Annotated in this window: 21 protein-coding genes and 5 tRNA genes; 6 read left to right on the forward strand and 20 right to left on the reverse strand. The window is 53.5% G+C overall.

Features of this window, described 5'->3' with window-relative positions; genetic code table 11:
- Positions 1 to 28 precede the first annotated feature (28 nt).
- The 10 genes from HX778_RS16990 to nagB form a co-directional block, all read right to left on the reverse strand.
- Positions 29 to 105 (reverse strand) — tRNA-Met (locus HX778_RS16990).
- A gap of 21 nt (positions 106 to 126) precedes the next feature.
- Positions 127 to 201: transfer RNA gene (locus HX778_RS16995), tRNA-Gln, on the reverse strand.
- A 37-nt stretch (positions 202 to 238) separates the two neighbouring features.
- Positions 239 to 313: transfer RNA gene (locus HX778_RS17000), tRNA-Gln, on the reverse strand.
- Between the two features lie 22 nt (positions 314 to 335).
- A tRNA-Leu gene (locus tag HX778_RS17005) sits at positions 336 to 420 on the reverse strand.
- A gap of 10 nt (positions 421 to 430) precedes the next feature.
- A tRNA-Met gene (locus tag HX778_RS17010) sits at positions 431 to 507 on the reverse strand.
- Positions 508 to 759: 252 nt separating this feature from the next.
- Positions 760 to 2,421 carry an asparagine synthase B gene (asnB, locus tag HX778_RS17015; protein WP_038474671.1) on the reverse strand — a complete coding sequence of 554 codons (1,662 nt, stop codon included), beginning with the start codon at positions 2,419 to 2,421 and terminating at the stop codon, positions 760 to 762.
- Positions 2,422 to 2,732: 311 nt separating this feature from the next.
- Positions 2,733 to 3,488: an HAD-IIA family hydrolase gene (locus HX778_RS17020; RefSeq protein ID WP_008456091.1), complete on the reverse strand. Its 756-nt coding sequence runs from the start codon at positions 3,486 to 3,488 to the stop codon at positions 2,733 to 2,735.
- Positions 3,489 to 3,550: 62 nt separating this feature from the next.
- Positions 3,551 to 4,771 carry an N-acetylglucosamine repressor gene (locus tag HX778_RS17025; protein WP_038474668.1) on the reverse strand — a complete coding sequence of 407 codons (1,221 nt, stop codon included), beginning with the start codon at positions 4,769 to 4,771 and terminating at the stop codon, positions 3,551 to 3,553.
- A 5-nt stretch (positions 4,772 to 4,776) separates the two neighbouring features.
- Positions 4,777 to 5,925, reverse strand: coding sequence for an N-acetylglucosamine-6-phosphate deacetylase (gene nagA / locus HX778_RS17030; RefSeq protein ID WP_038474665.1), 1,149 nt, complete (start codon positions 5,923 to 5,925; stop codon positions 4,777 to 4,779).
- A gap of 183 nt (positions 5,926 to 6,108) precedes the next feature.
- Complete coding sequence (gene nagB / locus HX778_RS17035) at positions 6,109 to 6,909, reverse strand: glucosamine-6-phosphate deaminase (protein WP_008456097.1); 801 nt, start codon at positions 6,907 to 6,909, stop codon at positions 6,109 to 6,111.
- Positions 6,910 to 7,242: 333 nt separating this feature from the next.
- On the opposite strand from nagB, the gene nagE reads away from it, so the two are divergent.
- The 4 genes from nagE to chiQ all read left to right on the forward strand — a co-directional run bounded on the left by nagE (position 7,243) and on the right by chiQ (position 13,356).
- Positions 7,243 to 9,267, forward strand: coding sequence for an N-acetylglucosamine-specific PTS transporter subunit IIBC (gene nagE / locus HX778_RS17040; RefSeq protein ID WP_038474662.1), 2,025 nt, complete (start codon positions 7,243 to 7,245; stop codon positions 9,265 to 9,267).
- A 178-nt stretch (positions 9,268 to 9,445) separates the two neighbouring features.
- Positions 9,446 to 11,113, forward strand: coding sequence for a glutamine--tRNA ligase (glnS, locus tag HX778_RS17045; protein WP_176982608.1), 1,668 nt, complete (start codon positions 9,446 to 9,448; stop codon positions 11,111 to 11,113).
- 463 nt (positions 11,114 to 11,576) lie between these two features.
- Entirely contained in the window at positions 11,577 to 12,983 is a 1,407-nt protein-coding gene (gene chiP / locus HX778_RS17050; protein ID WP_038474657.1) for a chitoporin, read from the forward strand.
- 46 nt (positions 12,984 to 13,029) lie between these two features.
- Positions 13,030 to 13,356, forward strand: a complete 327-nt coding sequence (gene chiQ / locus HX778_RS17055; RefSeq protein WP_154185177.1) for a ChiQ/YbfN family lipoprotein — start codon at positions 13,030 to 13,032, stop codon at positions 13,354 to 13,356.
- Between the two features lie 98 nt (positions 13,357 to 13,454).
- On the opposite strand, the gene fur is transcribed toward chiQ, so the two are convergent.
- The 4 genes from fur to ybfF form a co-directional block, all read right to left on the reverse strand.
- Complete coding sequence (gene fur, locus HX778_RS17060) at positions 13,455 to 13,901, reverse strand: ferric iron uptake transcriptional regulator (RefSeq protein WP_008456106.1); 447 nt, start codon at positions 13,899 to 13,901, stop codon at positions 13,455 to 13,457.
- 279 nt (positions 13,902 to 14,180) lie between these two features.
- Positions 14,181 to 14,711 (reverse strand): flavodoxin FldA, encoded by a 531-nt coding sequence (gene fldA, locus HX778_RS17065; protein ID WP_081948222.1) that lies wholly within the window; start codon positions 14,709 to 14,711, stop codon positions 14,181 to 14,183.
- Between the two features lie 179 nt (positions 14,712 to 14,890).
- Positions 14,891 to 15,169 (reverse strand): LexA regulated protein, encoded by a 279-nt coding sequence (ybfE, locus tag HX778_RS17070; protein ID WP_052049066.1) that lies wholly within the window; start codon positions 15,167 to 15,169, stop codon positions 14,891 to 14,893.
- A 132-nt stretch (positions 15,170 to 15,301) separates the two neighbouring features.
- Positions 15,302 to 16,078: an esterase gene (gene ybfF, locus HX778_RS17075; RefSeq protein ID WP_176982609.1), complete on the reverse strand. Its 777-nt coding sequence runs from the start codon at positions 16,076 to 16,078 to the stop codon at positions 15,302 to 15,304.
- A 174-nt stretch (positions 16,079 to 16,252) separates the two neighbouring features.
- Between ybfF and seqA the strand changes: the two genes are divergently transcribed.
- The gene (gene seqA, locus HX778_RS17080; RefSeq protein WP_038474645.1) at positions 16,253 to 16,801 is read left to right on the forward strand and encodes a replication initiation negative regulator SeqA; all 549 of its coding nucleotides are present in this window, start codon (positions 16,253 to 16,255) and stop codon (positions 16,799 to 16,801) included.
- Between the two features lie 27 nt (positions 16,802 to 16,828).
- Entirely contained in the window at positions 16,829 to 18,472 is a 1,644-nt protein-coding gene (pgm, locus tag HX778_RS17085) for a phosphoglucomutase (alpha-D-glucose-1,6-bisphosphate-dependent) (RefSeq protein ID WP_176982610.1), read from the forward strand.
- Between the two features lie 43 nt (positions 18,473 to 18,515).
- On the opposite strand, the gene potE is transcribed toward pgm, so the two are convergent.
- From potE to kdpD, 6 genes are all read right to left on the reverse strand, one after another.
- Positions 18,516 to 19,835 (reverse strand): putrescine-ornithine antiporter, encoded by a 1,320-nt coding sequence (potE, locus tag HX778_RS17090; RefSeq protein ID WP_176982611.1) that lies wholly within the window; start codon positions 19,833 to 19,835, stop codon positions 18,516 to 18,518.
- 32 nt (positions 19,836 to 19,867) lie between these two features.
- The gene (gene speF / locus HX778_RS17095) at positions 19,868 to 22,027 is read right to left on the reverse strand and encodes an ornithine decarboxylase SpeF (RefSeq protein ID WP_038474637.1); all 2,160 of its coding nucleotides are present in this window, start codon (positions 22,025 to 22,027) and stop codon (positions 19,868 to 19,870) included.
- Positions 22,028 to 22,302: 275 nt separating this feature from the next.
- Complete coding sequence (speFL, locus tag HX778_RS17100) at positions 22,303 to 22,407, reverse strand: leader peptide SpeFL (RefSeq protein WP_144244031.1); 105 nt, start codon at positions 22,405 to 22,407, stop codon at positions 22,303 to 22,305.
- Between the two features lie 246 nt (positions 22,408 to 22,653).
- The gene (locus HX778_RS17105) at positions 22,654 to 23,082 is read right to left on the reverse strand and encodes an EamA family transporter (RefSeq protein ID WP_038474634.1); all 429 of its coding nucleotides are present in this window, start codon (positions 23,080 to 23,082) and stop codon (positions 22,654 to 22,656) included.
- 36 nt (positions 23,083 to 23,118) lie between these two features.
- Positions 23,119 to 23,796 carry a two-component system response regulator KdpE gene (gene kdpE, locus HX778_RS17110; protein WP_038474631.1) on the reverse strand — a complete coding sequence of 226 codons (678 nt, stop codon included), beginning with the start codon at positions 23,794 to 23,796 and terminating at the stop codon, positions 23,119 to 23,121.
- Positions 23,793 to 26,480: a two-component system sensor histidine kinase KdpD gene (gene kdpD, locus HX778_RS17115; RefSeq protein WP_176982612.1), complete on the reverse strand. Its 2,688-nt coding sequence runs from the start codon at positions 26,478 to 26,480 to the stop codon at positions 23,793 to 23,795. The genes kdpE and kdpD overlap by 4 nt, the downstream gene beginning before the upstream one ends.
- Positions 26,481 to 26,491: the final 11 nt, after the last annotated feature.

Raw genomic sequence — 26,491 nt, forward strand, 5'->3', positions numbered from 1 at the left:
ATCGACGTTAATCAATAATTCCGTTGTATGGTGGCTACGACGGGATTCGAACCTGTGACCCCATCATTATGAGTGATGTGCTCTAACCAGCTGAGCTACGTAGCCGAACTTTATCATATTTTTCGATGGCTGGGGTACCTGGATTCGAACCAGGGAATGCCGGTATCAAAAACCGGTGCCTTACCGCTTGGCGATACCCCAATGACCGTCGCGGTGAACCGCATGTCTCGAAAAATAATGGCTGGGGTACCTGGATTCGAACCAGGGAATGCCGGTATCAAAAACCGGTGCCTTACCGCTTGGCGATACCCCATCCGTGCAACGCGAGAGATAAATGGTGCGGGAGGCGAGACTTGAACTCGCACACCTTGCGGCGCCAGAACCTAAATCTGGTGCGTCTACCAATTTCGCCACTCCCGCATAAAAAAGATGGTGGCTACGACGGGATTCGAACCTGTGACCCCATCATTATGAGTGATGTGCTCTAACCAGCTGAGCTACGTAGCCATCTTTTTACGCGCTACCTTATCGGCGTTGCGGGGCGCATTATGCTAACTTGACTCTACAGCGTCAACTAGTTTTTTCCCGAAAACCCGCTCGGAATGCTCGTTTGAATGACTTGCGAACAGCTTGCTTGAAATATCGACAATAACGAACGTTTTTGTTTTTAATTCCGGTTAAAAACAGGGATAAAGCTTCAGCGATAATACATAAAAACAAACGGACCCGAAGGTCCGTTTTGTCATAACTGAATCGAGATTAATAAGCGGCCTGGTGCACGCCAACCGCTCGTCCTGATGGATCGTTCATGGTTTTGAACGATTCATCCCACTCAATTGCCTTCGCGGAAGAACATGCGACAGACGGGCCGCCCGGCACGCATTCTGCTGCGCTCTGTAGCGGGAACAGCTCTTCGAAAATTTCACGGTACAAATAGGCCTCTTTGGAGCCCGGCGTGTTGTACGGGAAACGGTAGGCGGCGGTCGCCAGTTGCTGGTCGCTAATCTGCTCAGCCGCAACTTCTTTCAGGGTATCAATCCAGCTATAGCCTACGCCGTCAGAGAACTGTTCTTTCTGGCGCCATGCCACGCTTGCCGGCAGGTAGGACTCAAAGCACTCACGCAGCACATGCTTCTCCATTTTGCCGTTACCGCACATTTTATCCTGTGGGTTGATGCGCATTGCCACATCGAGGAATTTTTTATCCAGGAATGGCACGCGGGCTTCAACGCCCCAGGCAGACATCGCCTTGTTAGCGCGGGCACAGTCAAACATATGCAGCGCCTGAAGTTTACGTACGGTTTCTTCATGCAGCTCTTTGGCATTTGGCGCTTTATGGAAATAAAGGTAGCCGCCGAACACTTCATCAGAGCCTTCACCGGACAGCACCATTTTGATGCCCATCGCTTTGATTTTACGTGACATCAGGTACATCGGCGTAGAAGCGCGGATGGTGGTCACATCGTAAGTTTCAATGTGATAGATAACATCGCGGATCGCATCCAGGCCTTCCTGTACGGTGAAGTGGATTTCATGGTGGACCGTGCCCAGGTGATGGGCAACTTCCTGCGCGGCTTTCAGGTCCGGAGAGCCTTCCAGACCGACGGCGAAGGAGTGCAGCTGTGGCCACCAGGCTTCGCTGCGCTCTTCATCTTCTACGCGACGTGCCGCAAACTTTTTGGTAATGGCAGAGATAACCGAAGAGTCCAGCCCACCGGACAGCAGCACGCCGTAAGGCACGTCGGACATCAGGTGGCTTTTTACGGAATCTTCCAGCGCCTGACGCAGCGCGTTTTTGTCCGTTACGTTGTCTTTTACTTCTTCATAGCTGAACCAGTCGCGCTGATAGTAGCTGCGGATTTCGCCATCTTTGCTCCACAGGTAGCTTCCTGCCGGGAATTCTTTGATGCTGCGGCAAACGGGCACCAGCGCTTTCATTTCAGAAGCGACATAAAGGTTGCCGTGTTCATCGTGGCCCATATAAAGCGGGATGATACCGATGTGGTCACGGCCAATCAGGTAAGCGTCTTGTTCGCTGTCGTAAAGTGCGAAGGCAAACATACCCTGCAGATCGTCAAGGAATTCCGGGCCTTTTTCCTGATACAGCGCCAGGATGACTTCACAGTCTGAGCCAGTCTGGAAGGTGTAACGGTCGCCGTATTCGGCGCGCAGTGCCTGATGGTTGTAGATTTCACCGTTAACCGCCAGGGCGTGAGTTTTTTCGGTGTTGTACAGCGGCTGAGCGCCCGCGTTGACGTCAACGATGGACAGACGTTCGTGCACAAGAATCGCTTTATCGCTGGCGTAAACCCCTGACCAGTCCGGGCCACGGTGGCGCATCAGGCGTGATAATTCCAGCGCTTTTTTGCGTAATTCAACTGCATCGGTTTTGATATCCAGAACGCCAAAGATAGAACACATATAACTTCTCCGTACACTTGCCTGAGCGATTTGAGTTGTGGTGCTGCGTTGCCGATTTTTTACTTTTGCTGCGGCTTTGCTGCGTTGCTTAGTAATGAAAATGCTCAATCGCTGAAGGGAATGCAAGGGTTTTAGCTTTCAGCTAATAAATAGTGCAGTGGGGATTGCCGATTTCTGAAAAATGATGATGTTTTGGCCGTGAAAATTAGCGGATCGTCAATTTTTAACAATTATGGCTGAGGTTTGCTTTGCGGAAGTGCTACTTCTTTGCGGATACATAAAAAATGCCGGCTTAGCGCCGGCATTCTGAATTAGAAGATATCGATTTCCGCGACTGAGGGATAAATCCAGCTCGGCCGGAACGGCATATCATCGACGTTGTTGAGGCTGGAGACGCCGGAGAGAACAAGTATAGTTTCGAGACCAGCCTGGAAGCCTGCGAGAATATCCGTCCGCAGGTTGTCGCCAACGATGACTGTTTGCTCGGAATGCGCCTGCATTTTGTTGAGCGCCGCGCGGATAATCCACGGGCTCGGCTTGCCAACATAGAAGGGTTCGCGGCCGGAGATTTTCTCTATGCCGGCGCAGAGTGCACCGCAGGCCGGGCTAAAACCGTGTCCGTGGCTGTCAGGGTTGGTGGCAATAAAGCGTGCACCGTTTGCGACGAAGTAAGCGGCTTTATGCATCATTTCCCAGTTAAAGGAGCGGGTTTCACCGACGATGACAAAATCCGGATTAATGTCTGTAATGGTAAACCCTGCTTTGTAGAGCTCGTGAATCAGCGCGCCTTCACCGACGACGTAGGCTTTCTTACCTTCCTGGCGGCGCAGGAAATCCGCGGTGGCCATGGCGGAGGTGTAAAACACGCTCTCCGGCACGTCGATGCCCGCAGAGGCAAAGCGGTTGGCAAGGTCCTGGCTGGTCTGGGAAGGGTAGTTGGTCAGCAGCACCAGCGGCATTTCTTTTTCAAGAATACGTGCCAGAAATTCATTAGCGCCCGGCACGGCGACGTTGTCGTGCATCAGCACGCCGTCGATATCACAAATTACGTTCTGGATGGTGGTCATTAACAACTCTGGCTCACGGAATGAAGTCGGTAACTATAGCGTAAAATGCTGCCTGGGCAGCATTAACTTTCCAGCAGATGCTGAAGCAATATGCCGTTCAGCATTGAACGCTTAACCAGCGCAAACGCCCCAATGGCCGAACGGTCATCGAGCTTCGAACAGACGATAGGCAAGTTTTTACGGAAGGCATTCAATACCTGCGTATTAATGCAGCCTTCGATGGCCGGCAGCAGCACTTTTTCGGCTTCTATTATCTCACCGGCAAGCACGACTTTTTGCGGATTAAACAGGTTAATGGCGATGGCGATGGCTTTCCCCAAGTGGCGGCCCACGTGCTCCAGCACTTCACAGGCCAGCGCATCACCTTTATTGGCGGCTTTGCAGATAGCCTGAATGCCGCAGTCTTCAAGCGTCAGACGACTGTTGTAGCCTTGCTCCAGCAGATGACGAACACGTTTTTCGATCGCGGCATTTGCGGCGATGGTTTCCAGGCAGCCAAAGTTGCCGCAGTGGCAGCGCTCGCCCAATGGGTCTACCTGGATGTGGCCAATCTCACCGACGTTGCCGTTTCGGCCGATAAAAATCCGGCCGTTGGACAGGATGCCGGCCCCGGTGCCGCGGTGAACACGCACTAAAATGGAGTCTTCGCAGTCGTGAGTTGCACCGAAGTAGTGCTCGGCGAGCGCCAGGCTGCGAATATCGTGCCCGACAAAGCAGGTCACCTTAAAGCGTTTTTCGAGGCGATCAACCAGCGCCCAGTTGTTGACGGTGATGTGTGGCATGTAGCGAATCACGCCGCTTTCTGGGTCGACAAGGCCGGGCAGGATGACTGAAATAGCGATCAGCTCACGCGTCTTACGCTGCCAGGTCTCGATAAAGTGGCTAATGGCGTTGAGCAGCGCATGCTCGAGGGTTTCCTGCGTGCGTTCAGGCAGCGGATAGTGCTCTTCGGCAATTGATTTAGCGCTCAGGTCAAATAGCGTGATGGTGGCGTCATGGCGCCCAAGGCGCACGCCAATTGCGTGGAAGTTACGCGTTTCGGTGATAATTGAGATAGCGCGGCGGCCGCCGGTGGAGGCCTGCTGATCGACTTCTTTAATCAGGCCGCGCTCAATAAGCTGGCGAGTAATTTTTGTGACGCTGGCAGGTGCAAGCTGGCTTTGTTCGGCAATCTGGATGCGCGAGATGGGACCATGTTGGTCAATCAGGCGGTAGACCGCCGCGCTATTCAGCTGTTTTACCAGGTCAACGTTACCAATTTGGGCTTGTCCGCCAGTCGTCATGCTATTTACTCAGTTACGACCTCGTTACCATTAACGATGGTCTTGATAATTTTATAGTCGCGGGTAAACACGGTTAAGTTAGCCACTTTGCCGGTTTCGATTGCGCCCAGCTGTTTATCCACGCCCATTGCGCGAGCAGGGTAGAGCGTTGCCATACGCAGGACTTCATCCAGTGCAATGGCCGCGTGTTCTACCAGATTACGCACGCCCTGAATCATTGTCAGCGCAGAACCGCTGAGGGTTCCGTTCTCATCAACGCACAGACCGTCACGGTAGTATATTGTTTTACCAGCAAAAATGAACTGATCGATATCCGCGCCAGCCGGTGCGGTTGCGTCGGTTACCAGGCATAGTTTATCGCCTTTCACGCGTTTTGCGGTGCGGATGTTCGCATAATCGACATGCAGGCCATCGGCAATGATGCCACAGTAAACGTCAGCTTCATCAAAAATGGCGCCCGCAAGGCCCGGTTCACGGCCGGTAATATAAGGCATGGCGTTGAAAAGGTGTGTCGCGAAGGTGATCCCGGCGCGGAAGCCAATTTTGGCTTCTTTAAGGGTCGCATTGGAGTGACCTGCGGAAACGATAATGCCCGCCGCAACCAGTTTCTGAATCACTTCCGGCTCAACCATTTCTGGGGCGAGGGTGATTTTGGTGATGACGTCGGCATTCTGGCACAGGAAATCAACCAGCTTCGCGTCCGGTTTACGGACGAAGCCAGGATTGTGCGTGCCTTTTTTTACGATGTTGAGCCATGGACCTTCAAGATGTAAGCCCAGCGCCTGGTGGCGGTGTTTTGCCAGGTATTCACGCATGACTTTCACGCCCTGCATCATCAGCTCGTCGCTGGTAGTGATAAGCGTAGGCAGGTAGCTGGTGCAGCCGGAGCGTTCGTTCGCTTTCTGCATGATTTCCAGCGTTTCAACCGAAACGGCTTCTGCGGTGTCGTTAAACTGCACGCCGCCGCAGCCGTTCAGCTGAACATCAATAAAGCCGGGGGCAATGACGGCACCGCCCACATCGCGCGTTTCAACCCCTGCTGGCAGTGCATCAACAGGGCAAACGCGCTCAATCAGGCCATCGGTAATGACTACCGCGTGGTCATCCAGAATTTCATGGCCGGTATAAATCCGACCGTGGATTAATGCATACATATCCTACCCCCGGTAATAACGTCGTGCTTTAAGACTTTAAGATCGCTAATAAAGAGGGAAGATGGACATCCTTCCTCTTTATGACTGTCTGCTAAAAACCAGAAGCCTGGTTTCCTTCATTTATCTTTTGACGCCCTCGGGCGTTTTATCGTTGCCTGAGGCGCGCCAATGATCAACCGGGCCTTAAAGACCTTTGATATTCTCTGCTTCCAGCTCGTTGAAGTACTTCAACGTTTTCACTTTCAGCTCCATCGTGGATGGCTCATCACAAACAATGACCGCCTTCGGATGCAGCTGCAGGCAGGTGATGGTCCACATATGGTTAACGTTGCCTTCAACGGCCGCCTGAAGCGCCAGGGCTTTCACGCCGCCCAGTACCAGAATCATCACTTCTTCTGCGTCCAGCAGCGTACCCACGCCCACGGTCAGCGCATATTTTGGCACCTGAGTTACGTCGCCGCCGAAGAAGCGGGAGTTTGCCACGCGGGTGTCATGGGTCAGGGTTTTGATACGAGTACGGGAAGCCAGGGAAGAGGCTGGTTCGTTAAACGCGATGTGGCCATCGTTGCCCACGCCGCCCATGAACAGGTGGATTTTGCCGTAGGAGCGAATTTTTTCTTCGTAGCGGCGGCATTCTGCATCAACATCTTCCGCGTTGCCGTTCAGCAGGTTGATGTTTTCCGCAGGGATATCAACGTGATCAAAGAAGTTGCGGTGCATGAAAGTATAATAACTTTCCGGATGTTCCTTCGGCAGGCCGACGTATTCATCCATGTTGAACGTAACGACGTTCTTAAAGCTAACCTGGCCTGCTTTATGCATCTCAACCAGAGCTTTGTAAGCTTCCAGCGGCGTACCGCCGGTTGGCAGACCCAGAACGAAAGGACGATCTGCGGTCGGTTTGAATGCATTAATGCGGTTTACAATATGGCGAGCTGCCCATTTGCCGACTTGTGCCGGGGTAGCCAGGGGAATCAGTCTCATCATTCACCTCGTAGTTAAGAGTAAAAATAGGGTTAGCTGAATCGATCTCGATAAGCATAAGGGTAAACCACTTTTATACTGAACCGACAGGGATCAATCCGCCTTGATTTTTTGAATCATAAAATAAGTTTTCGGAGATAGCCAGTAAGAGGGGAGGGTTGAAGCGATATTTGGTGATAAATGTCACAAAAAAGGTGCGTTTAATTTGCGGTACGAATTAATTTTTTTCACACTTCAGCGTGTGATGTGAATCGTCGCCGTGTATTCAATGTAAGTAAGACAATAAAAACACTGCTTGAGCGAGCCTTAACGGGGTCTCATAGGGGGAATAAAGTGAGTATTCTAGGTTATCTACAACGCGTGGGCCGGGCACTTATGGTGCCGGTGGCTACACTGCCAGCAGCAGCAATACTAATGGGGGTTGGTTACTGGATTGACCCAGTCAGTTGGGGTGGAGACAACGCACTAGCGGCGCTCTTCATTAAATCCGGTTCCGCAATCATCGATCACATGTCCGTGCTTTTCGCCATCGGCGTCGCTTACGGTATGTCTAAAGACAAAGACGGCGCAGCAGCGCTGACCGGCTTTGTTGGCTTCCTGGTTCTGACCACCCTCTGCTCACCGGCAGCGGTTGCGATGATCCAGAAAATTCCGGTGGATCAGGTTCCGGCGGCATTTGGTAAAATTGAAAACCAGTTTGTGGGTATTCTGGTCGGTATTATCTCTGCGGAATTGTACAATCGCTTCAGCGGCGTTGAGCTGCCGAAAGCGCTGTCGTTCTTCAGCGGTCGCCGTCTGGTCCCTATCCTCACCTCCTTCCTGATGATCGTTGTTGCCTTCATCATGATGTACATCTGGCCGATGATCTTTGACGGTCTGGTGAACTTCGGTGAGCACATCCAGAAACTCGGTTCTGCAGGCGCAGGTATCTATGCGTTCTTCAACCGTCTGCTGATCCCGGTTGGTCTGCACCACGCCCTGAACTCCGTGTTCTGGTTTGACGTTGCCGGCATTAACGACATCCCTAACTTCCTGGGTGGCGCTCAGTCCATCGAAGCAGGTAAAGCGGTTGTCGGTATCACCGGCCGTTACCAGGCGGGCTTCTTCCCGATCATGATGTTCGGCCTGCCGGGTGCAGCGCTGGCTATTTACCACTGTGCACGTCCTGAAAACAAAGCAAAAGTTGCCGGTATTATGATGGCGGCCGCCTTCGCTGCGTTCTTCACCGGTATCACCGAACCGCTGGAATTCTCCTTCATGTTCGTTGCTCCGGTACTGTACCTGATCCACGCAGTGCTGACCGGTATCTCCGTGTTCATCGCGGCAAGCATGCACTGGATTGCTGGCTTCGGCTTCTCCGCGGGTCTGGTGGATATGGTGCTTTCGTCCCGTAACCCGCTGGCAACCCACTGGTGGATGCTGATTCCTCAGGGTCTGGTGTTCTTCGTTCTCTACTACGTGGTATTCCGTTTCACCATCACTAAATTCAACCTGCTGACCCCTGGCCGTGAACTGGCGGTAGCCGGTGATGAAGCTGATGGTCAGGACGTGAATGTGAGCGGCGATGCGAATCAGGACGTTTCCGGCCTGGCTCGTCAGTACATCTCTGCGGTCGGTGGCTCTGCTAACCTGACCGGTATTGATGCCTGTATCACTCGTCTGCGTCTGAACGTGAAAGACTCTTCCGTAGTAAACGAAGCGCTGGCTAAGCGTCTGGGTGCAACGGGCGTTATCCGCCTGAACAAAACCAGCGTGCAAATCATCGTTGGCTTTGCTGCAGAAAAAATTGCTAACGCAATGAAAACTGCAGGCACCGTAGAAGCAGCCGCGCCTGTTGCTGGCACAGCGCCAGCGCCTGCTGCTAAACCACAGGCGGTTCCAAACGCCACCAGTACGACCGTTGCGGCTCTGGTTTCTCCGGTCACTGGCGAAGTGGTTGAGCTTGATCAGGTTCCTGACGAAGCGTTTGCCAGCAAAGCAGTAGGGGATGGTGTGGCCGTTAAGCCAACCGACAAAACCGTGGTTTCTCCTGCTGCGGGTACGATTGTGAAAATCTTCAACACCAACCACGCTTTCTGCCTCGAAACAGAAAAAGGCGCTGAAATTGTGGTTCACATGGGCATCGATACCGTTGCTCTGGGTGGTAAAGGGTTCACTCGTCTGGTGGAAGAGGGTGCGGAAGTGGTTGCCGGCCAGCCGGTTCTGGAAATGGATCTTGATTTCCTGAACGCCAACGCTCGTTCCATGATTAGCCCGGTTGTTTGCAGCAACATCGACGACTTCAGCGGTCTGGTTATCCAGGCGAAAGGTCAGGTGGTTGCCGGTCAAACGCCACTGTATGAGATTAAAGGCAAGTAATCGCTCCTGAGTAAGCATTTGTGCCTTAAGCGGCTGGCGTAAATCGTCAGCCGCTTTTTTATTGCCTGCCGTTAACCGGGCATGAACAACCCTAATTTATGCAACTAAAGGTTGTTTCCCGGGGCCGCTTATTAGATCATGCACCGTTAACTAAGGTACACGCTTTGAGGAACCCGCGATGAGTGAGGCTGAAGCCCGCCCAACTAACTTTATTCGTCAGATTATTGATGAAGACCTGGCGAACGGTAAGCACACCAGTATTTGCACCCGTTTTCCGCCTGAGCCAAATGGCTATCTGCATATTGGTCACGCCAAGTCTATTTGCCTGAACTTTGGCATTGCCCAGGACTACCAGGGGCAGTGCAACCTGCGCTTCGATGACACAAACCCGGTAAAAGAAGACATCGAATACGTAGAGTCCATCAAGCATGACGTTGAATGGCTGGGCTTCCATTGGTCCGGTAACGTTCGTTATTCGTCTGACTATTTTGACCAGCTGTTTAACTATGCCGTTGAGCTTATTAATAAAGGTCTGGCCTATGTTGATGAGCTGAGCCCGGAACAAATTCGTGAATACCGTGGTTCCCTGACCGCGCCTGGCAAAAACAGCCCATTCCGCGATCGTAGGGTTGAGGAAAACCTCGCGCTGTTCGAGAAAATGCGCAACGGTGAGTTCGCCGAAGGTACCGCCTGCCTGCGTGCTAAAATCGATATGGCTTCGCCATTCATCGTGATGCGCGATCCGGTGCTGTACCGCATTAAGTTTGCCGACCACCACCAGACCGGCAGCAAGTGGTGCATCTACCCGATGTACGACTTCACCCACTGCATTTCTGATGCGCTGGAAGGGATCACCCACTCGCTGTGTACCCTGGAATTCCAGGATAACCGTCGTCTGTATGACTGGGTGCTGGATAACATCACTATTCCTGCTCACCCGCGCCAGTACGAGTTTTCTCGCCTTAACCTCGAATACGCCATCATGTCCAAGCGTAAGCTTAACCTGCTGGTGACCGAGAAGATTGTTGAAGGCTGGGATGACCCGCGCATGCCGACTATTTCGGGCCTACGCCGCCGTGGTTACACCGCAGCTTCTATTCGCGAATTCTGTAAGCGCATTGGTGTGACCAAGCAAGACAACACCGTGGAAATGGCTTCTCTGGAATCCTGCATCCGTGACGATCTGAACGAGAACGCGCCGCGTGCGATGGCCGTGCTGGATCCGGTGAAAGTTATCATCACTAACTATCCTCAGGGTGAAGAAGAGACGGTGACCATGCCTAATCATCCGAACAAACCTGAGATGGGCAGCCGTGAAGTGCCGTTCAGCGGTGAGGTTTATATCGACCGGGCTGACTTCCGTGAAGAAGCGAACAAGCAGTACAAGCGCCTGGTGCTGGGTAAAGAAGTTCGCCTGCGTAATGCGTATGTGATCAAAGCCGAGCGTGTTGAAAAAGATGCGGAAGGCAATATCACCGAGCTTTACTGCACCTACGACCCGGAAACCCTGAGCAAGGACCCGGCAGACGGTCGCAAAGTTAAAGGCGTAATTCACTGGGTGAGCGCCGCACATGCGTTGCCGGTTGAAATCCGCCTGTATGACCGCCTGTTCAGCGTTGCAAACCCAGGCGCTGCGGAGGACTTCCTGTCGACCATTAACGCTGACTCACTGGTTATTCGTCAGGGCTTCGTTGAGCCAAGCCTGCAGAACGCAGAAAAAGGTAAGGCTTATCAGTTCGAGCGTGAAGGTTACTTCTGCCTCGACAGCCGTTACACGACGGCCGAAAAATTGGTATTTAACCGCACCGTTGGCCTGCGCGATACCTGGGCTAAAATCGGCGAATAATTGCCGTTAATCGTCTGATAAAAACGCCGCTCAATGCGGCGTTTTTTCTTTCTGGTTACCTGACATTAACGAGCAGTACACATTCGCGATGCGAATTAATTCTCATTTACACTCTTCGGATCATTCCCTCGCACTCAGTCATGTCTTCTCCGTAATATCCTGATGCTTATAATGAAAGCGCTCTCAAAAGAATTTTATGTTGTTAATTGATAGGATTTCGGGCTAAGCGTCTGCTGCGCGATTTTGTTACAAATGCACATAGATTATGTGCTCTCTGTCATACTCCAGGAAATCTCTGATACAAAGTCATTGATAATTCGCGTCGCGAAAAATAGTCTATGAGCAGCGGTAATGCGGGTGTGTCAGGTAGAAACCGCTTTTAGCCTTTGGGCAATTTTACTTTTTTCGTCAATGGCGCTTTTCACGTCAGACGATGATTTTTACGTCAAAGAGGAATTTAACTATGCGTACGTTTAGTGGCAAACGTAGTGCGCTTGCTCTTGCTATTGCAAGCGTTACCGCTCTTTCAGGTTTTGTAGTGGCTCCGCAGGTTAGCGCTGCGGGCTTTGTTGATGACTCAACGCTGACCGGTGGCGTCTATTACTGGCAGCGCGAACGTGACCGTAAAGATGTGACCGACGGTAAGTACAAAACTAACCTGTCACACTCAACCTGGAACGCTAACCTGGACTTCCAGTCCGGCTACGCAGCCGACATGTTTGGCCTGGATATCGCCGCTTTCACCGCCATTGAGATGGCCGAAGACAGCGCCAGCGGCCACCCAAACGAAATCGCATTCTCCTCTAAAAACAAAGGCTACAGCGAAGACTACTCCGGCGATAAAGGCGGCATCAGCCTTTATAAAGCGGCCGCTAAATTTAAGTACGGCCCGGTCTGGGCTCGTGCGGGTTATATCCAGCCAACCGGCCAAACGCTGTTAGCGCCACACTGGAGCTTCATGCCTGGTACCTATCAGGGGGCTGAAGCTGGGGCGGCATTCGACTATGGCGATGCAGGTGCGCTGAGCTTCTCCTACATGTGGACCAACGAGTACAAGGCTCCATGGCATCTGGAAACGGACAAGTTCTACCAGAACGACAAAAAGACCAAAGTTGATTATCTGCACTCCATCGGCGCGAAATATGACTTCAAAAATGACCTGATTCTGGAAGGGGCATTTGGTCAGGCTGAAGGTTTTGTTGACCAGTACTTCGCGAAAGCGAGCTACAAATTTGACGTTGCAGGCAGCCCGCTGAGCACCAGCTACCAGTTCTACGGCACCCGTGATAAAGCCTCTAACAACACCATCAACGATATTTATGACGGTACCGCGTGGCTGCAGGCGCTGACCTTAGGCTACAAAATTGGCCAGGTTGACCTGCGTCTGGAAGGGACCATGGTGAAGGCAGAAGGCCAGCAGGGTTACTTCCTGCAGCGTATGACGCCAACCTATGCCTCTTCAAACGGCCGTCTCGATGTCTGGTGGGATAACCGCTCTGACTTCAACGCCAACGGCGAAAAAGCCGTGTTCTTCGGCGCGATGTATGACCTGAGCAACTGGAATCTGCCGGGTTGGGCTGTTGGGGGCTCCTATGTTTATGCATGGGATGCAAAACCAGCCACATGGGCGCTTGATGCTTCCGGTAACCGTCAGGATATCGCATCCAACAAGATCAAAGAGTCTTCATACAGCCTCGACGCAATGTACACCGTGCAGGAAGGCCGTGCGAAAGGTACGCTGTTCAAACTGCACTTCACTCAGTACGACAACCACTCCGATATCCCAAGCTGGGGCGGTGGTTACGGCAACATGTTCCAGGATGAGCGTGACGTGAAATTTATCGTTATTGCTCCGTTCACCATCTTCTAATGCTAAATCGGGCGCGCAAGCGCCCGTTTTTTATAAGGAACTGAACATGAAAAAAATCCTGCTGGTTACCGCCGTGGCTTTCACGCTCTCCGCCTGCGTTCAGCCCCCGGCTCCGCCGGAAGATTCACATCTGAAGCAGGCTTACAGCGCTTGTATCAATACCGCAGAAGGCAACCCGGATAAAATCGAAGCCTGCCAGAGCGTGCTGAACGTACTGCGTCAGGAAAAACAGCACAAAGCGTTTGTTGAAAAAGAGACCGTGAGCGTGCTGGATTATCAGAAATGCATTCAGGCAAGAAAGAGCGGGAATGATGAAGCCGCGAAGGTTCGCTGCGATAAAATCTGGCAAGAAATTCGCGCGAATAACAGCTGATTACGTTTTTTCAGTCAATAAAAAAACCGGCAAGGGAAACCTGCCGGTTTTTGCTTTTAAACGCCACCTGTTCGGCAGCGTTCGTTAATGCGGATTACTTATTTAGGATCGTGCGCGGTGTCGTCTTCGCGGCAGTCGCCTTCGGCACAGTGTCCGTACAGATAGAGACTGTGGTTAGTCAGGCGGATACCGTGGCGTGTGGCAATTTCACGCTGGCGCGATTCAATAGAATCATCGCTGAACTCGATTACTTTGCCGCAATCGAGGCAGATAAGGTGATCGTGGTGATGCTGCTGGGTCAGCTCGAAAACGGACTTGCCGCCTTCAAAATTATGGCGGGTCACGATCCCGGCATCGTCAAATTGGTTCAGCACGCGGTAGACCGTCGCCAGGCCTATTTCTTCGCCCATGTCGATCAGACGTTTATATAAGTCTTCCGCGCTGACGTGATGATTTACCGGCTCTTGCAGCACTTCGAGGATTTTCAATCGCGGAAGCGTGACTTTCAAGCCGGCCTTCTTTAATGCGGTATTGTTGTCAGTCATGCGGAAAGTGTCCTGTTGCTTAACGATTCGCTCAAACTGCAGTGAGCGTAAAGAGTAATGCGTCTCATTATAGAACTGCTGCTTCTAAATGGGAACCGCAAGTATGGTGCAAAATGAGGCTGAAAAATCGTGGCGGCGTCGCCATTTACAGTAATTATCAGCCAAGCTGTCAGGAAGACATTGTACAGGGATGTACGAGAAAGTTACAAACTTGTAGCAATTATTTTCATTGCTACAAGCTATCAAGATGGCGCAAACGCTGCATTTGCGCCAGACAAATCAGGCGTTAATAATATCGGCCAGATTCAGTTCTTCAGAAATCTGTTTGACCCACTTCTCAACGCGCTCGGCGGTCAGTTCCGGCTGGCGGTCTTCGTCGATGGCCAGACCGACAAAGTTGTCGTCGTCTGCCAGGCCTTTTGACGCTTCAAAGTGGTAGCCCGCGGTCGGCCAGTGGCCTACGATAGCGGCGCCGCGCGGTTCGATGATATCGCGAATGGTACCCAGCGCATCACAGAAGTATTCCGCGTAGTCTTCCTGGTCACCACAGCCGAACAGCGCAACCAGCTTACCGTTGAAATCGACTTCTTCGAGAGTAGGGAAGAAATCATCCCAGTCGCACTGCGCTTCGCCGTAGTACCAGGTTGGGATGCCGAGCAACAGAATGTCGAAACCTTCGAGATCTTCTTTGCTGCTTTTAGCAATGTCATGCACCTCAGCAACGTCTTTACCGAGCTGTTTTTGAATCATTTTTGCGATATTTTCGGTGTTACCGGTGTCGCTGCCGAAAAAAATGCCTACGATTGCCATGAGTAAAATAACCTCTTGAAACTTAATAGTATGCTGGCCGTTCAATGCCCACGTATAGGGCAATCATAGCAGAACAGCTCCACCAGCGGAAACAGCTATCACGCCGGGGTGCACAGTCTGCAACATGGTTTTGCTCACCCTTTTGAGATTTCAGATGACGGGCAGGGCAACAGAAAGCGCTATCCCAGCTTTTTAAGCTGCTCGAGCAACATCTCTTCGATCAGTTCGCTACGACTGATGCTGCGGGCGTCGGCAAGCTGGTTGAGGGCGTCGACCGCATCATTGTTCAGTTTTAGCTCAACTCGCTTCAAACCACGCACTTTGTCGCGCTTAAGCTGATTGCGTTTATTAATACGCAGCTGCTCATCGCGCGAGAGCGGATTGGTTTTAGGCCGCCCGGGGCGACGCTCGTCCGCGAACAGATCTAATGTAGTACGGTCCGTTTGTTCTTTTGCCATGATTAGGATACTGACAGGAAATTCTGGCTGCAGGGGCAGGGTGCCGGTGCAATTAAGCGCGCCATCATACATCAGCGCGCCATTCCCGCCAACGCGTTAGCGACTTCTGCTGGCCGGTCGTTCTGTTTTTAATCAGTTTTTCGCTTCCGCGTCGATAAATCGGTGAATTGCGCGTAAAACTGCGTCCGGTTTTTCAGCGTGAACCCAGTGGCCCGCGCCAGCGATGACGTGTGCGCGAGCCTGCGGGAACTGACTTAAAAGCGCCTCGCGGTGGCTTTCATCAACATACGGCGAGTTCCCGCCGCGGATGAATAAGGCGGGATGCTGCCAGGCGGGAACGGGTTGCCAGCCAACGATACTTTCGTATTGCTGCCAAAGCACCGGCACGTTGAACTTCCACTCGCCGTCGGCAAAAGACTTCAGCAGAAACTGAATGACGCCTTCTTCTTCTACGTGTTCGCGCATGATCTGCGCCGCCTGCTGGCGAGTCTCAACGCCTGCTTCAGTAACCGCACGAATCGCCGCAAAAATCTCGTCGTGACGGCGAACCTGATAGTTAACCGGAGCGATATCAATCATCACCAGTTTATCGATGCGCTGGGGGGCAAGAGCCGCCAGCGCCATCACCACTTTGCCGCCCATAGAGTGACCGATAAACGTGGCTTTCTCGATACCATAATCATCAAGCGTGTCCAGAACGTCGCCGGCCATTGCGGCATAGCTCATATCGTCGCTGCGCGGAGACAGCCCGTGGTTACGCAGATCTATTTGCAGCAAAGTATGATCTTTACCCAGATCCCGCGCCAGCACGCCGAGATTATCCAGGCTGCCAAACAGGCCGTGGATCAGTACGATAGGGGAATTGCTATTCGATTGTTGCGCAGTTTGCAGGCGAGCATTTAATTTCATGGCAAAGTTCTTTATTTTGGTTCGTTTGGTTAGGGTATCATGTTGGCATTCCTGCGGGCGTGCGGCAAATATTCAGTTTACTCTGACTTTGAGTCGCCCCTCCTGTTCGCTGTTGGGATTTGACCCTATACTCCCAACGACTTGTATTCAGAAAAGATATCGTACTGGATTAAGATGAAAACAATCGAAGTTGATGACGAGCTTTACCGCTACATTGCCAGTCAGACTAAGCACATTGGCGAGAGCGCGTCAGACATTTTACGGCGCATGCTTAAATTTACCGCCGGGCAAACACCAGCAGCCACTCCTACGCCAGCCGCGCCTGAGCGCGCTGCGGCTCCCGTTGTTGAAGAGAAGCCTGCGAACACCGCCCGCAACCGCGTGCGCGCCGTTCGTGAGCTGCTGCTTTCGGATGAATATGCCGCTCAGAATAAGGCCGTAAACCGCTTTATGATGGTGCTGTCCACGCTGTATCAGCTGGACGCGAAGACCTTCGGCGAAGCGACAGAATCCCTGCATGGCCGCACTCGCGTCTATTTTGCCGGTGATGAGCAAACGCTGCTGGCAAACGGCAATCAAACCAAGCCTAAACATGTTCCGGGCACCCCATACTGGGTGATCACCAATACGAATACTGGTCGTAAATGCAGCATGGTTGAACACATCATGCAGTCAATGCAGTTCCCTGCGGAGCTGATTGAAAAGGTTTGCGGCACTATTTAAAAACCTGGCGTCAGTAAGGAAGAGCCAATGGCTAACCACGATCGTGCGGGCCAGCCTGCACAACAGAGCGATTTGATTAACGTAGCCCAGCTTACGGCGCAGTATTACGTGCTGAAGTCTGTGGTGGGTAATAGTGAACACGCGGTGAAATTCGGGACTTCCGGCCACCGCGGCAGTGCGGCGCGTCATAGCTTTAACGAACCTCATATTCTGGCGATTGCGCAAGCTATTGCTGAAGAGCGTGCGAAGAATGGGATCACCGGTCCGTGCTATGTGGGCAAAGATACCCACGCACTGTCCGAACCTGCGTTTATCTCCGTGCTGGAAGTGCTGGCTGCCAACGGCGTGGACGTTATTGTGCAGCAGGATAACGGCTACACCCCAACGCCGGCGGTTTCTAACGCCATTCTGGTGCATAACCAAAAGGGCGGCGCTCAGGCGGACGGGATTGTTATCACGCCATCCCACAACCCACCGGACGACGGCGGTATTAAGTACAACCCGCCAAACGGTGGCCCGGCTGATACCAACGTCACCAAAGTCGTTGAAGATCGCGCTAACGCGCTGCTGGCCGACGGCCTGAAAGGCGTGAAGCGTATCTCTCTGGATAAAGCCTGGGAAAGTGGCCACGTTCAGGAGCAGGATCTGGTTCAGCCGTTCATCGAAGGCCTGGTGGATATCGTCGACATGGCCGCGATTCAAAAAGCAGGCCTGAAGCTGGGCGTTGACCCACTCGGCGGCTCCGGGATCGAATACTGGCACCGTATCGCGAAGCACTACAACCTGGATTTGACCATCGTTAACGATCAGGTCGATCAGACTTTCCGCTTTATGCATCTCGATAAAGACGGCGCAATCCGCATGGACTGCTCCTCCGAATGTGCGATGGCGGGCCTGCTGGCGCTGCGCGACAAATTCGATCTGGCGTTTGCTAATGACCCGGATTATGACCGCCACGGTATCGTTACGCCTGCTGGCCTGATGAACCCTAACCATTATCTGGCCGTGGCTATTAACTACCTGTTCCAGCATCGTCCGCAGTGGGGCAAAGATGTAGCGGTAGGCAAAACCCTGGTTTCTTCCGCGATGATCGACCGCGTGGTGGAAGACCTGGGCCGCAAGCTGGTGGAAGTCCCGGTTGGCTTTAAGTGGTTCGTCGACGGCCTGTTCGACGGCAGCTTCGGCTTCGGTGGTGAAGAAAGCGCCGGGGCATCGTTCCTGCGTTTTAACGGCACGCCATGGTCGACCGACAAAGACGGCATCATCATGTGCCTGTTGGCGGCAGAAATCACCGCCGTAACGGGCAAAAACCCGCAGCAGCATTACGACGAGCTGGCGGCACGCTTTGGCGCACCAAGCTACAACCGTATTCAGGCTCCGGCGACCTCCGCACAGAAAGCCGCGCTGTCTAAGCTGTCGCCAGAAATGGTCAGTGCAGACACGCTGGCAGGTGACCCGATCACCGCCCGCCTTACGGCAGCACCGGGCAACGGCGCTTCCATCGGTGGTCTGAAGGTGATGACCGGGAACGGCTGGTTCGCCGCTCGTCCGTCCGGCACCGAAGACGCCTACAAAATTTACTGTGAAAGCTTCCTGGGCGCAGAGCACCGCGAGCAGATTGAGAAAGAAGCGGTAGAGATTGTCAGCGAAGTGCTGAAGAACGCGAAGTAAAAGTACTGTGAAGAAAGGGAGCGAATTACCGCTCCCTTTTTTATCAGATGTGCCTGTCGGTTAATTCAAAACGCGGTGACACCAGGCCATACAACGTCCAGCCTAAAAACGTCACCATCGCACCATAGAGCATTGCCTCCTCCCCGGAAGAGTACAGCGCGTAGAAGCTGTAAATCGCGCCAATAAGGGCAATTATGTTCGCCATCCTCGCTTTACCTGCCTCTACCTTCGCCAGTTTCTGAATAATTACCAGCGCCGCCATCGACAGAATATAAGGGATGATGTTGGTGACCACCGCCAGGTTAACCAGCACGTTGAACTGTTTGTTCAGCGAAGGGCTGATGGTCATCAGCGACAGCAAACTCTGGAACATAACAATGATCAGCATGCCTTTGACCGGGGCGTCAGCCTTTGACAAGCGGGAGAAGATTTTCGGAAAGTAGCCTTCATCGGCGGATGATTTAAACACCTGCGCGATGGTGAACTGCCAGCCGAGCAGCGAGCCGCAGCACGACATCACCATCAGACCCATGATCACCTTGCCGACCGTCGGATTAAACATCTGGGCAAAAGCCACGCCAAACGGTGCCGTAGAGTTGGCGATATCGACGTTAGGTACAATCCCGGCTATTACGTTGGTTGAGATAATATAAATCACCGCCGCGCCCAGCGTGCCGCCCATCACGGCAATTGGCACGTTGCGCTCCGGGTTTTCCACTACATCGGTATTGGCGCAGGCGGACTCCAGCCCAAGGAAGGCCCACAGCGTCATCGCGATAGAAGAACCAACGGCCTCAAAGAACGGAACATGGTGCGGGTTCCACGATTCGGCATACAGGGAAGGGCTGAACCAGAACCAGCCGATTATCGACAGCCCAAGCACAGGGATTATCACGCCCCAGACGGTAATGCTGCTCAACTGCCCGGTTATGCGCGCTCCGCCGAAGTTGGCGACGGTACAAATCCACAGTACGCAGATAGTGGCGATAGCAATTTGCACCGGCGACAGTATCGCGCCGAACAGTTCGCTGCCGTAGCCCACAGCCGAAATAGCAATCGCAACGTTCGCAATCAGCAGCGATACCCCGTAGGTGTAGTTGGCCATAAAGTTGCCGGATTTGCCGAAAGCGTATTCGGCATACCCTCCCATACCGCCGGATTTGCGGCTGAACATCCCGCATTTGGCAAAGGCGTAGGCCAGCGCCATCGAGCCGACGGCGGTAACCAGCCAGGAGATAATCGAGATAGTCCCGACTTCTGCCAGCTTGGTGGGCAGCATAATAATGCCCGAGCCCATCATGTTCACCGTGGTGAGGATAGTCAGCTGCACCACGCCCATCTTGTTGCTTTTTTGCGTTGCCATAATCAAAGTCTCAACGTGAAAGTGGTGGGAAATTAGCGTTTCAGCACATAGCTCCAGACGCGTTTACGTCCGTCGCACTCTTCGATGTACACGCCCTGCAATTCCGGCGCGAAGCCGGGAAGCTGGTTAATGCCGTCCTCCAGCGCCTGGAAATAGTGCTGTACGGAACCCCCCCAAATTTCTCCCGGCACTACGCACAGCACTCCCGGTGGGTAAGGCAAGGCGCCTTCTGCAGCAATACGGCCTTCCACCTCGCTGAGCGGCACCAGCTCAACTTCGCCGCGAACAAACGCAAGGTTTGCCTGCTGAGGATTCATCGCAACGCGTGGGAAATGGTCGTGGCGGAACATCTCTTTTTGCAGCTGTTTCACGTCGAGGCTGGCGTAAAGATCGTGCATTTCCTGGCATAGCTGGCGCAGGGTGTAGCCTTCGTAGCGTTCCTGATACTGGTGGTATAAAGAAGGGAGAACTTCGGCGAGCGGGGCATCGGTTTCCAGCAAATGCTCAAAGCGTACCAGGTGGGCGACCAGATGCTGCATTTTTGCCATGTCTTCAGCCGGGGTGAGCAGGAACAGAATAGAGTTCAGGTCGCATTTCTCAGGCACGATGCTGTTTTCACGCAGGTAATTAGCGAGGATGGTAGCGGGCACGCCAAAGGCTTCGTATTTGCCGGTGGTTGCATTAATGCCCGGCGTCGTGAGAAGCAGCTTGCAGGGGTCGACAAAATATTGATGTTCGGCGTAGCCTTCGAAGGCATGCCAGCGCTCGCCGGGTACGAAGTGGAAGAAACGCAGATCGTTGGCAATTTCCTCGGTTTCGAACGATTCCCACGGTTTACCGTCTACCAGCACCGGTACAAACGGGCGCAGGTGTTTACAGCTTTTCAGCAGCAGTTTGCGTGTATCGATTCCGGTTTCCACGCAGTTCATCCACATACGTTTGCCACTTTCGCCTTCGTGCATTCTGGCGTTGACGTCCAGCGCGGCAAACAGAGGATAAAACGGGCTGGTTGAAGCGTGCATCATAAAGGCGTTATTCATGCGTTTATGGTTAACGTAGCGCGCCTGTCCTTTGATATGGCTATCTTTTTTGTGGATCTGGGAGGTTTGTGAGAAACCAGCCTGCTGCTTATGCACCGACTGCGTAACCAAAATTCCCGGATCGTTTTCATCCAGCTCGAGCAGCAGCGGCGAACAGGCTTCCATCATCGGAATAAACTGTTCATAGCCCACCCAGGCCGAGTCAAACAGGATGTAGTCGCAAAGATGCCCGATTTTATCAACCACCTGGCGCGCGTTATACACCGTGCCGTCATAGGTGCCGAGCTGGATAACCGCCAGGCGGAAGGGGCGTTGTTCGCGGGCGCGGTTTGGCGCTACCGCTTCGATTTGCTCACGCAGGTAACGCTCTTCAAAGCAGTGCGCGTCAATGCCGCCGATAAAGCCATACGGGTTGCGGGCAGTTTCCAGATAAACCGGCGTCGCTCCGGCCTGAATTAATGCGCCATGGTGATTCGATTTATGGTTATTACGATCGAATAAAACTAAATCTCCCGGCGTTAACAACGCATTTAATACGACTTTATTGGATGATGAGGTTCCGTTAAGTACGAAATAAGTTTTGTCGGCATTAAAAACTTTAGCTGCGTGCTGTTGCGCAGTACTTGGTGCACCTTCGTGAATAAGGAGGTCGCCCATTGAAACATCGGCATTACATAAGTCAGAACGGAACAGCGTTTCGCCAAAGAAATTAACGAACTGATTACCGGTAGGGTGACGGCGGAAAAATTGGCCGCCCTGGTGTCCCGGGCAATCAAAAGCACTGTTTCCTTGTTCGACATAATTAACCATGGCGTCGAAAAATGGCGGGCGTAAACCGTTTTCATATTTTTCTGCCGCGGCTTCCAGCTGGCGGCCATAATATTCAGACTTGGTTTCACTGGGTTCGAAAATGCCGGTGATGCGGGAGTAATATTCCTCCGGGATCATTTCACTCTCGTTAATCGCCACAAACACCGGCAGGCCAAAGCCGGTCTGCTCTATCTGCTCCATGATGCCGCTGTACAAGTCGGGCACCGACAGCACGGCGGCGGCCACGTCGATGAAATCAGTGGACAATAAATTGACGATTTCTCTTTCGGTAGTAAAGCAGTCAGGGCAATTACGATTAAGCGCGATTTTTAAAGATTGCATAATATAACCTTTATTTCAGATAAAGTTGTCCTGCAATTGCTAATAGCTCAGCAATTGTGGGTGGCTGGAAAATGACAATAGCGTGCCGCTGACTCAATAATAATAGTCAGTGTGCCAGGTCATTTTTTTGAATAATAAAATCCCGACGGCCCAGCAGCCGCGAATAAAAAGATTTTATTTTGTTGCCGACGAAATTAGACGCAGGTTATGGGCCACCCAAAATGAATCAGGTAACGGAGATAACAAGGCTAATTCAGTGTCTGCTGTCTGAAAGGTTAGAGAGCGTCAAAGAAGTGGAAGTCAAAACAGCTGCGGTGGGAAACCATCATAATATGCGTTGTGCGCCTGATATGAGGCATAACCCGATTGTTGTTTTCCATTTGATTATCCTTTTATGTAAAGGTAGTGCCATTTTATCTGGCGAAAAGCCTTTTACTGTGAGCTTTATCAACAAATAAAAGGTGAAACAGAAATAAAAATTCATGGGTTATGCATAAAGTAGTGAATAGGTTTGCATAAAGATCTAATGGTAGTGGAATTGTTTATTATGTGTTGTTGTTTGTAGTTAAATGATCTGATTTCAATAGGTTAGGTGGGAGGCGCCCTGAGGCGCCCGAAGGAAGAGTTTAGCCCAGAGCAACCATCAAACCGCCGCAGGCGATCAGCGCCACGCCGATACCGGCAATCAGCGAAACTTTCTCGCCGAAAAAAATCACCGCCAGGATCACGGCAAACACCACGCTTAGCTTGTCTATCGGCGCAACCTTAGAGACTTCGCCGTTTTTAATCGCCATAAAGTAAAACAGCCACGAAAGGGCTCCGGCCACGCCGCTCAGCAGAATAAACAGCAGCGCTTTTTTGTCGGCAAACACCGTACTGACCAGGTTCATCTTACCCTGAACCACCACCACACCGACCAGGAATAGCGCCATGACTACGGCGCGAACGGCCGTAGCGGTATTGGCATCCAGATGCTGCAAACCAACCTTACCAAAAATAGCTACCAGCGCCGCCGTGGCGGCAGATAGCAGGGCATACATTAACCATGCGCTCATAAAAGGCTCCTCTTGAACGGACAAGAGGTTACTCTTTCACAGCATAAAGCGGTAGCCGATGCCGGTTTCGGTTAGCAGGTGGCGAGGGCGGGCAGGGTCGCTTTCCAGCTTCTGGCGCAGATGGCCCATATAAATGCGCAGATAGTGGCTGTGCTCCACGGCATTGGGGCCCCAAACCTGGTTGAGGAGCTGGCGCTGTGTCAGCACTTTTCCGTGGTTATTCAGTAGGGTTGCGAGCAGGCGGAATTCTATCGGGGTAAGGTGAATTTCCTCTTCGCCGCGGGTGATGCGGCGCGAAGAGAGATCGACCGTAATGGCAGAGAATTGATAAACAGGATCGGGCTGAACCATGCTGGCGTGGCGGCGCAGGGCAACCCGTAGCCTGGCCTGCAGTTCGCCAATGCCAAAGGGCTTGCTGAGAAAATCGTCCGCACCGGCATCCAGCGCGGCAATTTTTGCCTGTTCGTCGCTTCGGGCTGACAGCACGATGATTGGCGTCTGGCTCCACTGGCGGAAGTCACGAATAAAATCGATACCGTCGCCGTCCGGCAGGCCGAGATCCAGAATCACCAGATCCGGCTTGCGGGTGGCGGCTTCAATCAGGCCGCGCTGCAGCGTTTCGGCATCAAACACGCGCAACGATTCATCTTCCAGCGCGGTGCGCAGAAAGCGGCGGATCTCTTTTTCATCCTCAATTATCAGAACCGTTGTCACAGCGCCTCAATCATTTCAGGGAGTTCGGGGGGAGGCGATAAAGGTAGCACAACGTGGAAGCTGGCACCGCCTTCCGGGCGGTTGAGCGCATAAATTGTGCCGCCGTGAACTTCAACAATCGCCCGGCAGATAGCCAGCCCAAGCCCAACGCCTGGAATCGCTGACTCTTTGTTACCGCGGGCAAATTTATCAAAGATCAGCAGCTCTTTACCAGCCGGAACCCCCGGGCCGCTGTCCCAGACTTCCAGATCCAGCCTGTCCGCCGTGGCGCTGGCTTTAATGCCAATGTCGGCTTTATAGCCGGCATATTTCACCGCGTTTTCCAGCAGGTTGATCAGCACGCGCTCAAACAGCGGGCCGTCGACTTCAATGAGCATCAGCGGGTCGGGCAGAGTGAGGGCGATATGGCGACCGCCGAGGCCCGGCTCAAGCATTTTCAGCGCGCTGCCAACCACTTCTTCCAGCGTCAGCCACTCTTTGCGAAGGTTAAAGCCGCCGGACTGAATGCGGGCCATATCCAGCAGGTTATTCACCAGCCGGGTAGTATTTAGCACGTGCTGGCGGATCTCGTTGGCCTGCGGGGCATGTTTTGAGCCTTCGCTGGCGAGATCCAGCGTCAGGATTTCTGCCTGGCCGAACAGGACGGTGAGCGGCGTACGCAGGTCGTGCGAAAGTGCCGCCAGCAGCGAGTTACGAATTTGCTCGCGCTCGCTGGAAAGTCTCGCCTGTTCTTCGCTGGCCGTGAGCAGCAGCCTGTCCAGCGCGGTGGCTACCAGCAGGGTAAAGGTTTCCAGCAGGCGCTGCTGCTCGGGGATCATCAGCTGGCGCAGGTTTTCCGGCTCGACGACCAGCAGGCCCAGCGTTCTTTCCGTGGTGCTGAGCGGCAGAATTCTGTAGGGCACGCCCGGTAGCGTATCGGTTCCAGCCCCGGCAGGTTGCCCCTTATCAAAGCTCCAGCGGGCAATAGCCTCATCCAACTGAGCGGGTTCACCTTCGGCAGCGATGCGGCTGAGCTTCCCGTGTTCATCCGGCAGCAGCAGCAGGCTGCGGGCCTGGAAAGTATTATTGATGAACTGCACGCTGGTGGCGGCGACGTCCTGCGGCGTTCGGTCATCGGCCAGCGCTTTAGACATCTCATACAGGTGGCGTGTGCGCTGCTCACGATAGCGGGCGATCCGCGCCTGGTAGCGCACGCCAGCGGTCAGATTGCCGATCACCAGCCCCACGGTGAGCATCACGCCGAAGGTTAGCAGGTACTGCACATCCGAGACGGCGAGCGTGCCTCGCGGAGCAATAAAGAACAGGTCAAAGCTGATAACGTTGACTATTGTCGCCAGCACCGACGGCCAGCGGCCATAAAACAGCGCCACGATAACCACGCCCAGCAGGTAGATCATCACCAGGTTGGCGGCATCAAAGGCAACCAGCCACTGATTGGCGATAAACGTGATGAACGCGCAAAGCACCACCGCCACGGCGCAGCCGCGCAGCTGAATACGCCACTTCTCGCTTAAGGCCCTGGTGTCCGGCGCTCTGGTCGGGGAGGGGAGAGGTTTTTCATCCAGCGCGACAATCACCAGATCGAGGTCCGGGGCGCGTCTGGCTAAGCGATCGGCAAAAGAGGTGCGGTGCCACCAGCGGCGCGTTGTGTGGCGGCCAATAATGATTTTGCCGAGGTTGTGCTCGCGGGCATAGCGCAGTACCGCTTTCTCTTCATTTGGATCGGCTAGCGTGGCGGTTTCTGCGCCCAGCTCCTGAGCCAGCCGCAACGCGCTGAGAATGGTGCGGCGCTGGTGTTCGGGCAGGCGATGAAGCTGCGGCGTTTCAACGTAAACGGCATGCCAGACGCTGCCGAGCTTGGCGGCCAGGCGTGCGGCGGTGCGAACCAGCTTTTCATTGCCGTTGCTGTGGCCGATGCACAGCAGGATGGCGTCACGCGTGTGCCAGACTTTTTCCTGCCCCTGATTATCCCGCCAGGCACGCATCTGATCGTCTACGCGGTCCGCCGTACGTCGCAGTGCCAGCTCGCGCAGGGCGATCAGGTTGCCTTTACGGAAGAAATGTTCGATGGCGCGTTCGGCCTGACCGGAGATATAAACTTTGCCTTCGTGCAGGCGCTGGCGCAAATCGTCCGGTGGCAGGTCAACCAGCACAACTTCGTCGGCCGCGTCAAAAATAGGATCGGGGACGGTTTCGCGTACCTGAATCCCGGTTACGCCGCCCACCACGTCATTCAGGCTTTCGAGGTGCTGAACGTTGACTGAGGTCAGAACGTCGATGCCGGCTTCGAGCAGCTCTTCAACATCCTGCCAGCGTTTGGGATGGCGCGACCCTGGCGCGTTGCTGTGCGCCAGTTCGTCCATCAGAATCAGAGCCGGATTGCGGGCGAGGGCGGCGTCCAGGTCAAACTCCTGAACCAGGCGCCCCCGGTGATGAATACGACGAGGGGGCTGAATCGTCAGCCCCTTTAATAGTTCGGCGGTTTCCTGGCGGCCGTGGGTTTCCACCACGCCCACCAGCACATCGAGGCCCTGCGCTCGCAGGCGCTGCGCCTCCTGAAGCATTGCGTAGGTTTTCCCGACGCCTGCGCAGGCGCCGAAGAAGATTTTCAGTTTCCCACGCGGCTGGCGGTTTACTTTCTCCAGCAGCTTATCGGGGTTGGGGCGCAGCGGCTCCTCGGTCATAACGCGTCCTT

The sequence above is a fragment of the Cedecea sp. P7760 genome (assembly GCF_013386425.1).
GTDB classification, from domain to species: Bacteria; Pseudomonadota; Gammaproteobacteria; order Enterobacterales; family Enterobacteriaceae; genus Cedecea; species Cedecea selenatireducens.

Coding starts and splice junctions, on each gene's coding strand:
- HX778_RS17020 (WP_008456091.1), bottom strand. CDS start 3,488: ATGACCACCATCCAGAACGTAATTTGTGATATCGACGGCGTGCTGATG.
- glnS (WP_176982608.1), top strand. CDS start 9,446: ATGAGTGAGGCTGAAGCCCGCCCAACTAACTTTATTCGTCAGATTATT.
- HX778_RS17025 (WP_038474668.1), bottom strand. CDS start 4,771: ATGACGACTGGCGGACAAGCCCAAATTGGTAACGTTGACCTGGTAAAA.
- chiQ (WP_154185177.1), top strand. CDS start 13,030: ATGAAAAAAATCCTGCTGGTTACCGCCGTGGCTTTCACGCTCTCCGCC.
- ybfE (WP_052049066.1), bottom strand. CDS start 15,169: ATGGCAAAAGAACAAACGGACCGTACTACATTAGATCTGTTCGCGGAC.
- chiP (WP_038474657.1), top strand. CDS start 11,577: ATGCGTACGTTTAGTGGCAAACGTAGTGCGCTTGCTCTTGCTATTGCA.
- asnB (WP_038474671.1), bottom strand. CDS start 2,421: ATGTGTTCTATCTTTGGCGTTCTGGATATCAAAACCGATGCAGTTGAA.
- speFL (WP_144244031.1), bottom strand. CDS start 22,407: ATGGAAAACAACAATCGGGTTATGCCTCATATCAGGCGCACAACGCAT.
- potE (WP_176982611.1), bottom strand. CDS start 19,835: ATGGCAACGCAAAAAAGCAACAAGATGGGCGTGGTGCAGCTGACTATC.
- nagB (WP_008456097.1), bottom strand. CDS start 6,909: ATGAGACTGATTCCCCTGGCTACCCCGGCACAAGTCGGCAAATGGGCA.
- speF (WP_038474637.1), bottom strand. CDS start 22,027: ATGCAATCTTTAAAAATCGCGCTTAATCGTAATTGCCCTGACTGCTTT.
- nagA (WP_038474665.1), bottom strand. CDS start 5,925: ATGTATGCATTAATCCACGGTCGGATTTATACCGGCCATGAAATTCTG.
- seqA (WP_038474645.1), top strand. CDS start 16,253: ATGAAAACAATCGAAGTTGATGACGAGCTTTACCGCTACATTGCCAGT.
- fldA (WP_081948222.1), bottom strand. CDS start 14,711: ATGGCAATCGTAGGCATTTTTTTCGGCAGCGACACCGGTAACACCGAA.
- ybfF (WP_176982609.1), bottom strand. CDS start 16,078: ATGAAATTAAATGCTCGCCTGCAAACTGCGCAACAATCGAATAGCAAT.
- HX778_RS17105 (WP_038474634.1), bottom strand. CDS start 23,082: ATGAGCGCATGGTTAATGTATGCCCTGCTATCTGCCGCCACGGCGGCG.
- fur (WP_008456106.1), bottom strand. CDS start 13,901: ATGACTGACAACAATACCGCATTAAAGAAGGCCGGCTTGAAAGTCACG.
- kdpD (WP_176982612.1), bottom strand. CDS start 26,480: ATGACCGAGGAGCCGCTGCGCCCCAACCCCGATAAGCTGCTGGAGAAA.
- pgm (WP_176982610.1), top strand. CDS start 16,829: ATGGCTAACCACGATCGTGCGGGCCAGCCTGCACAACAGAGCGATTTG.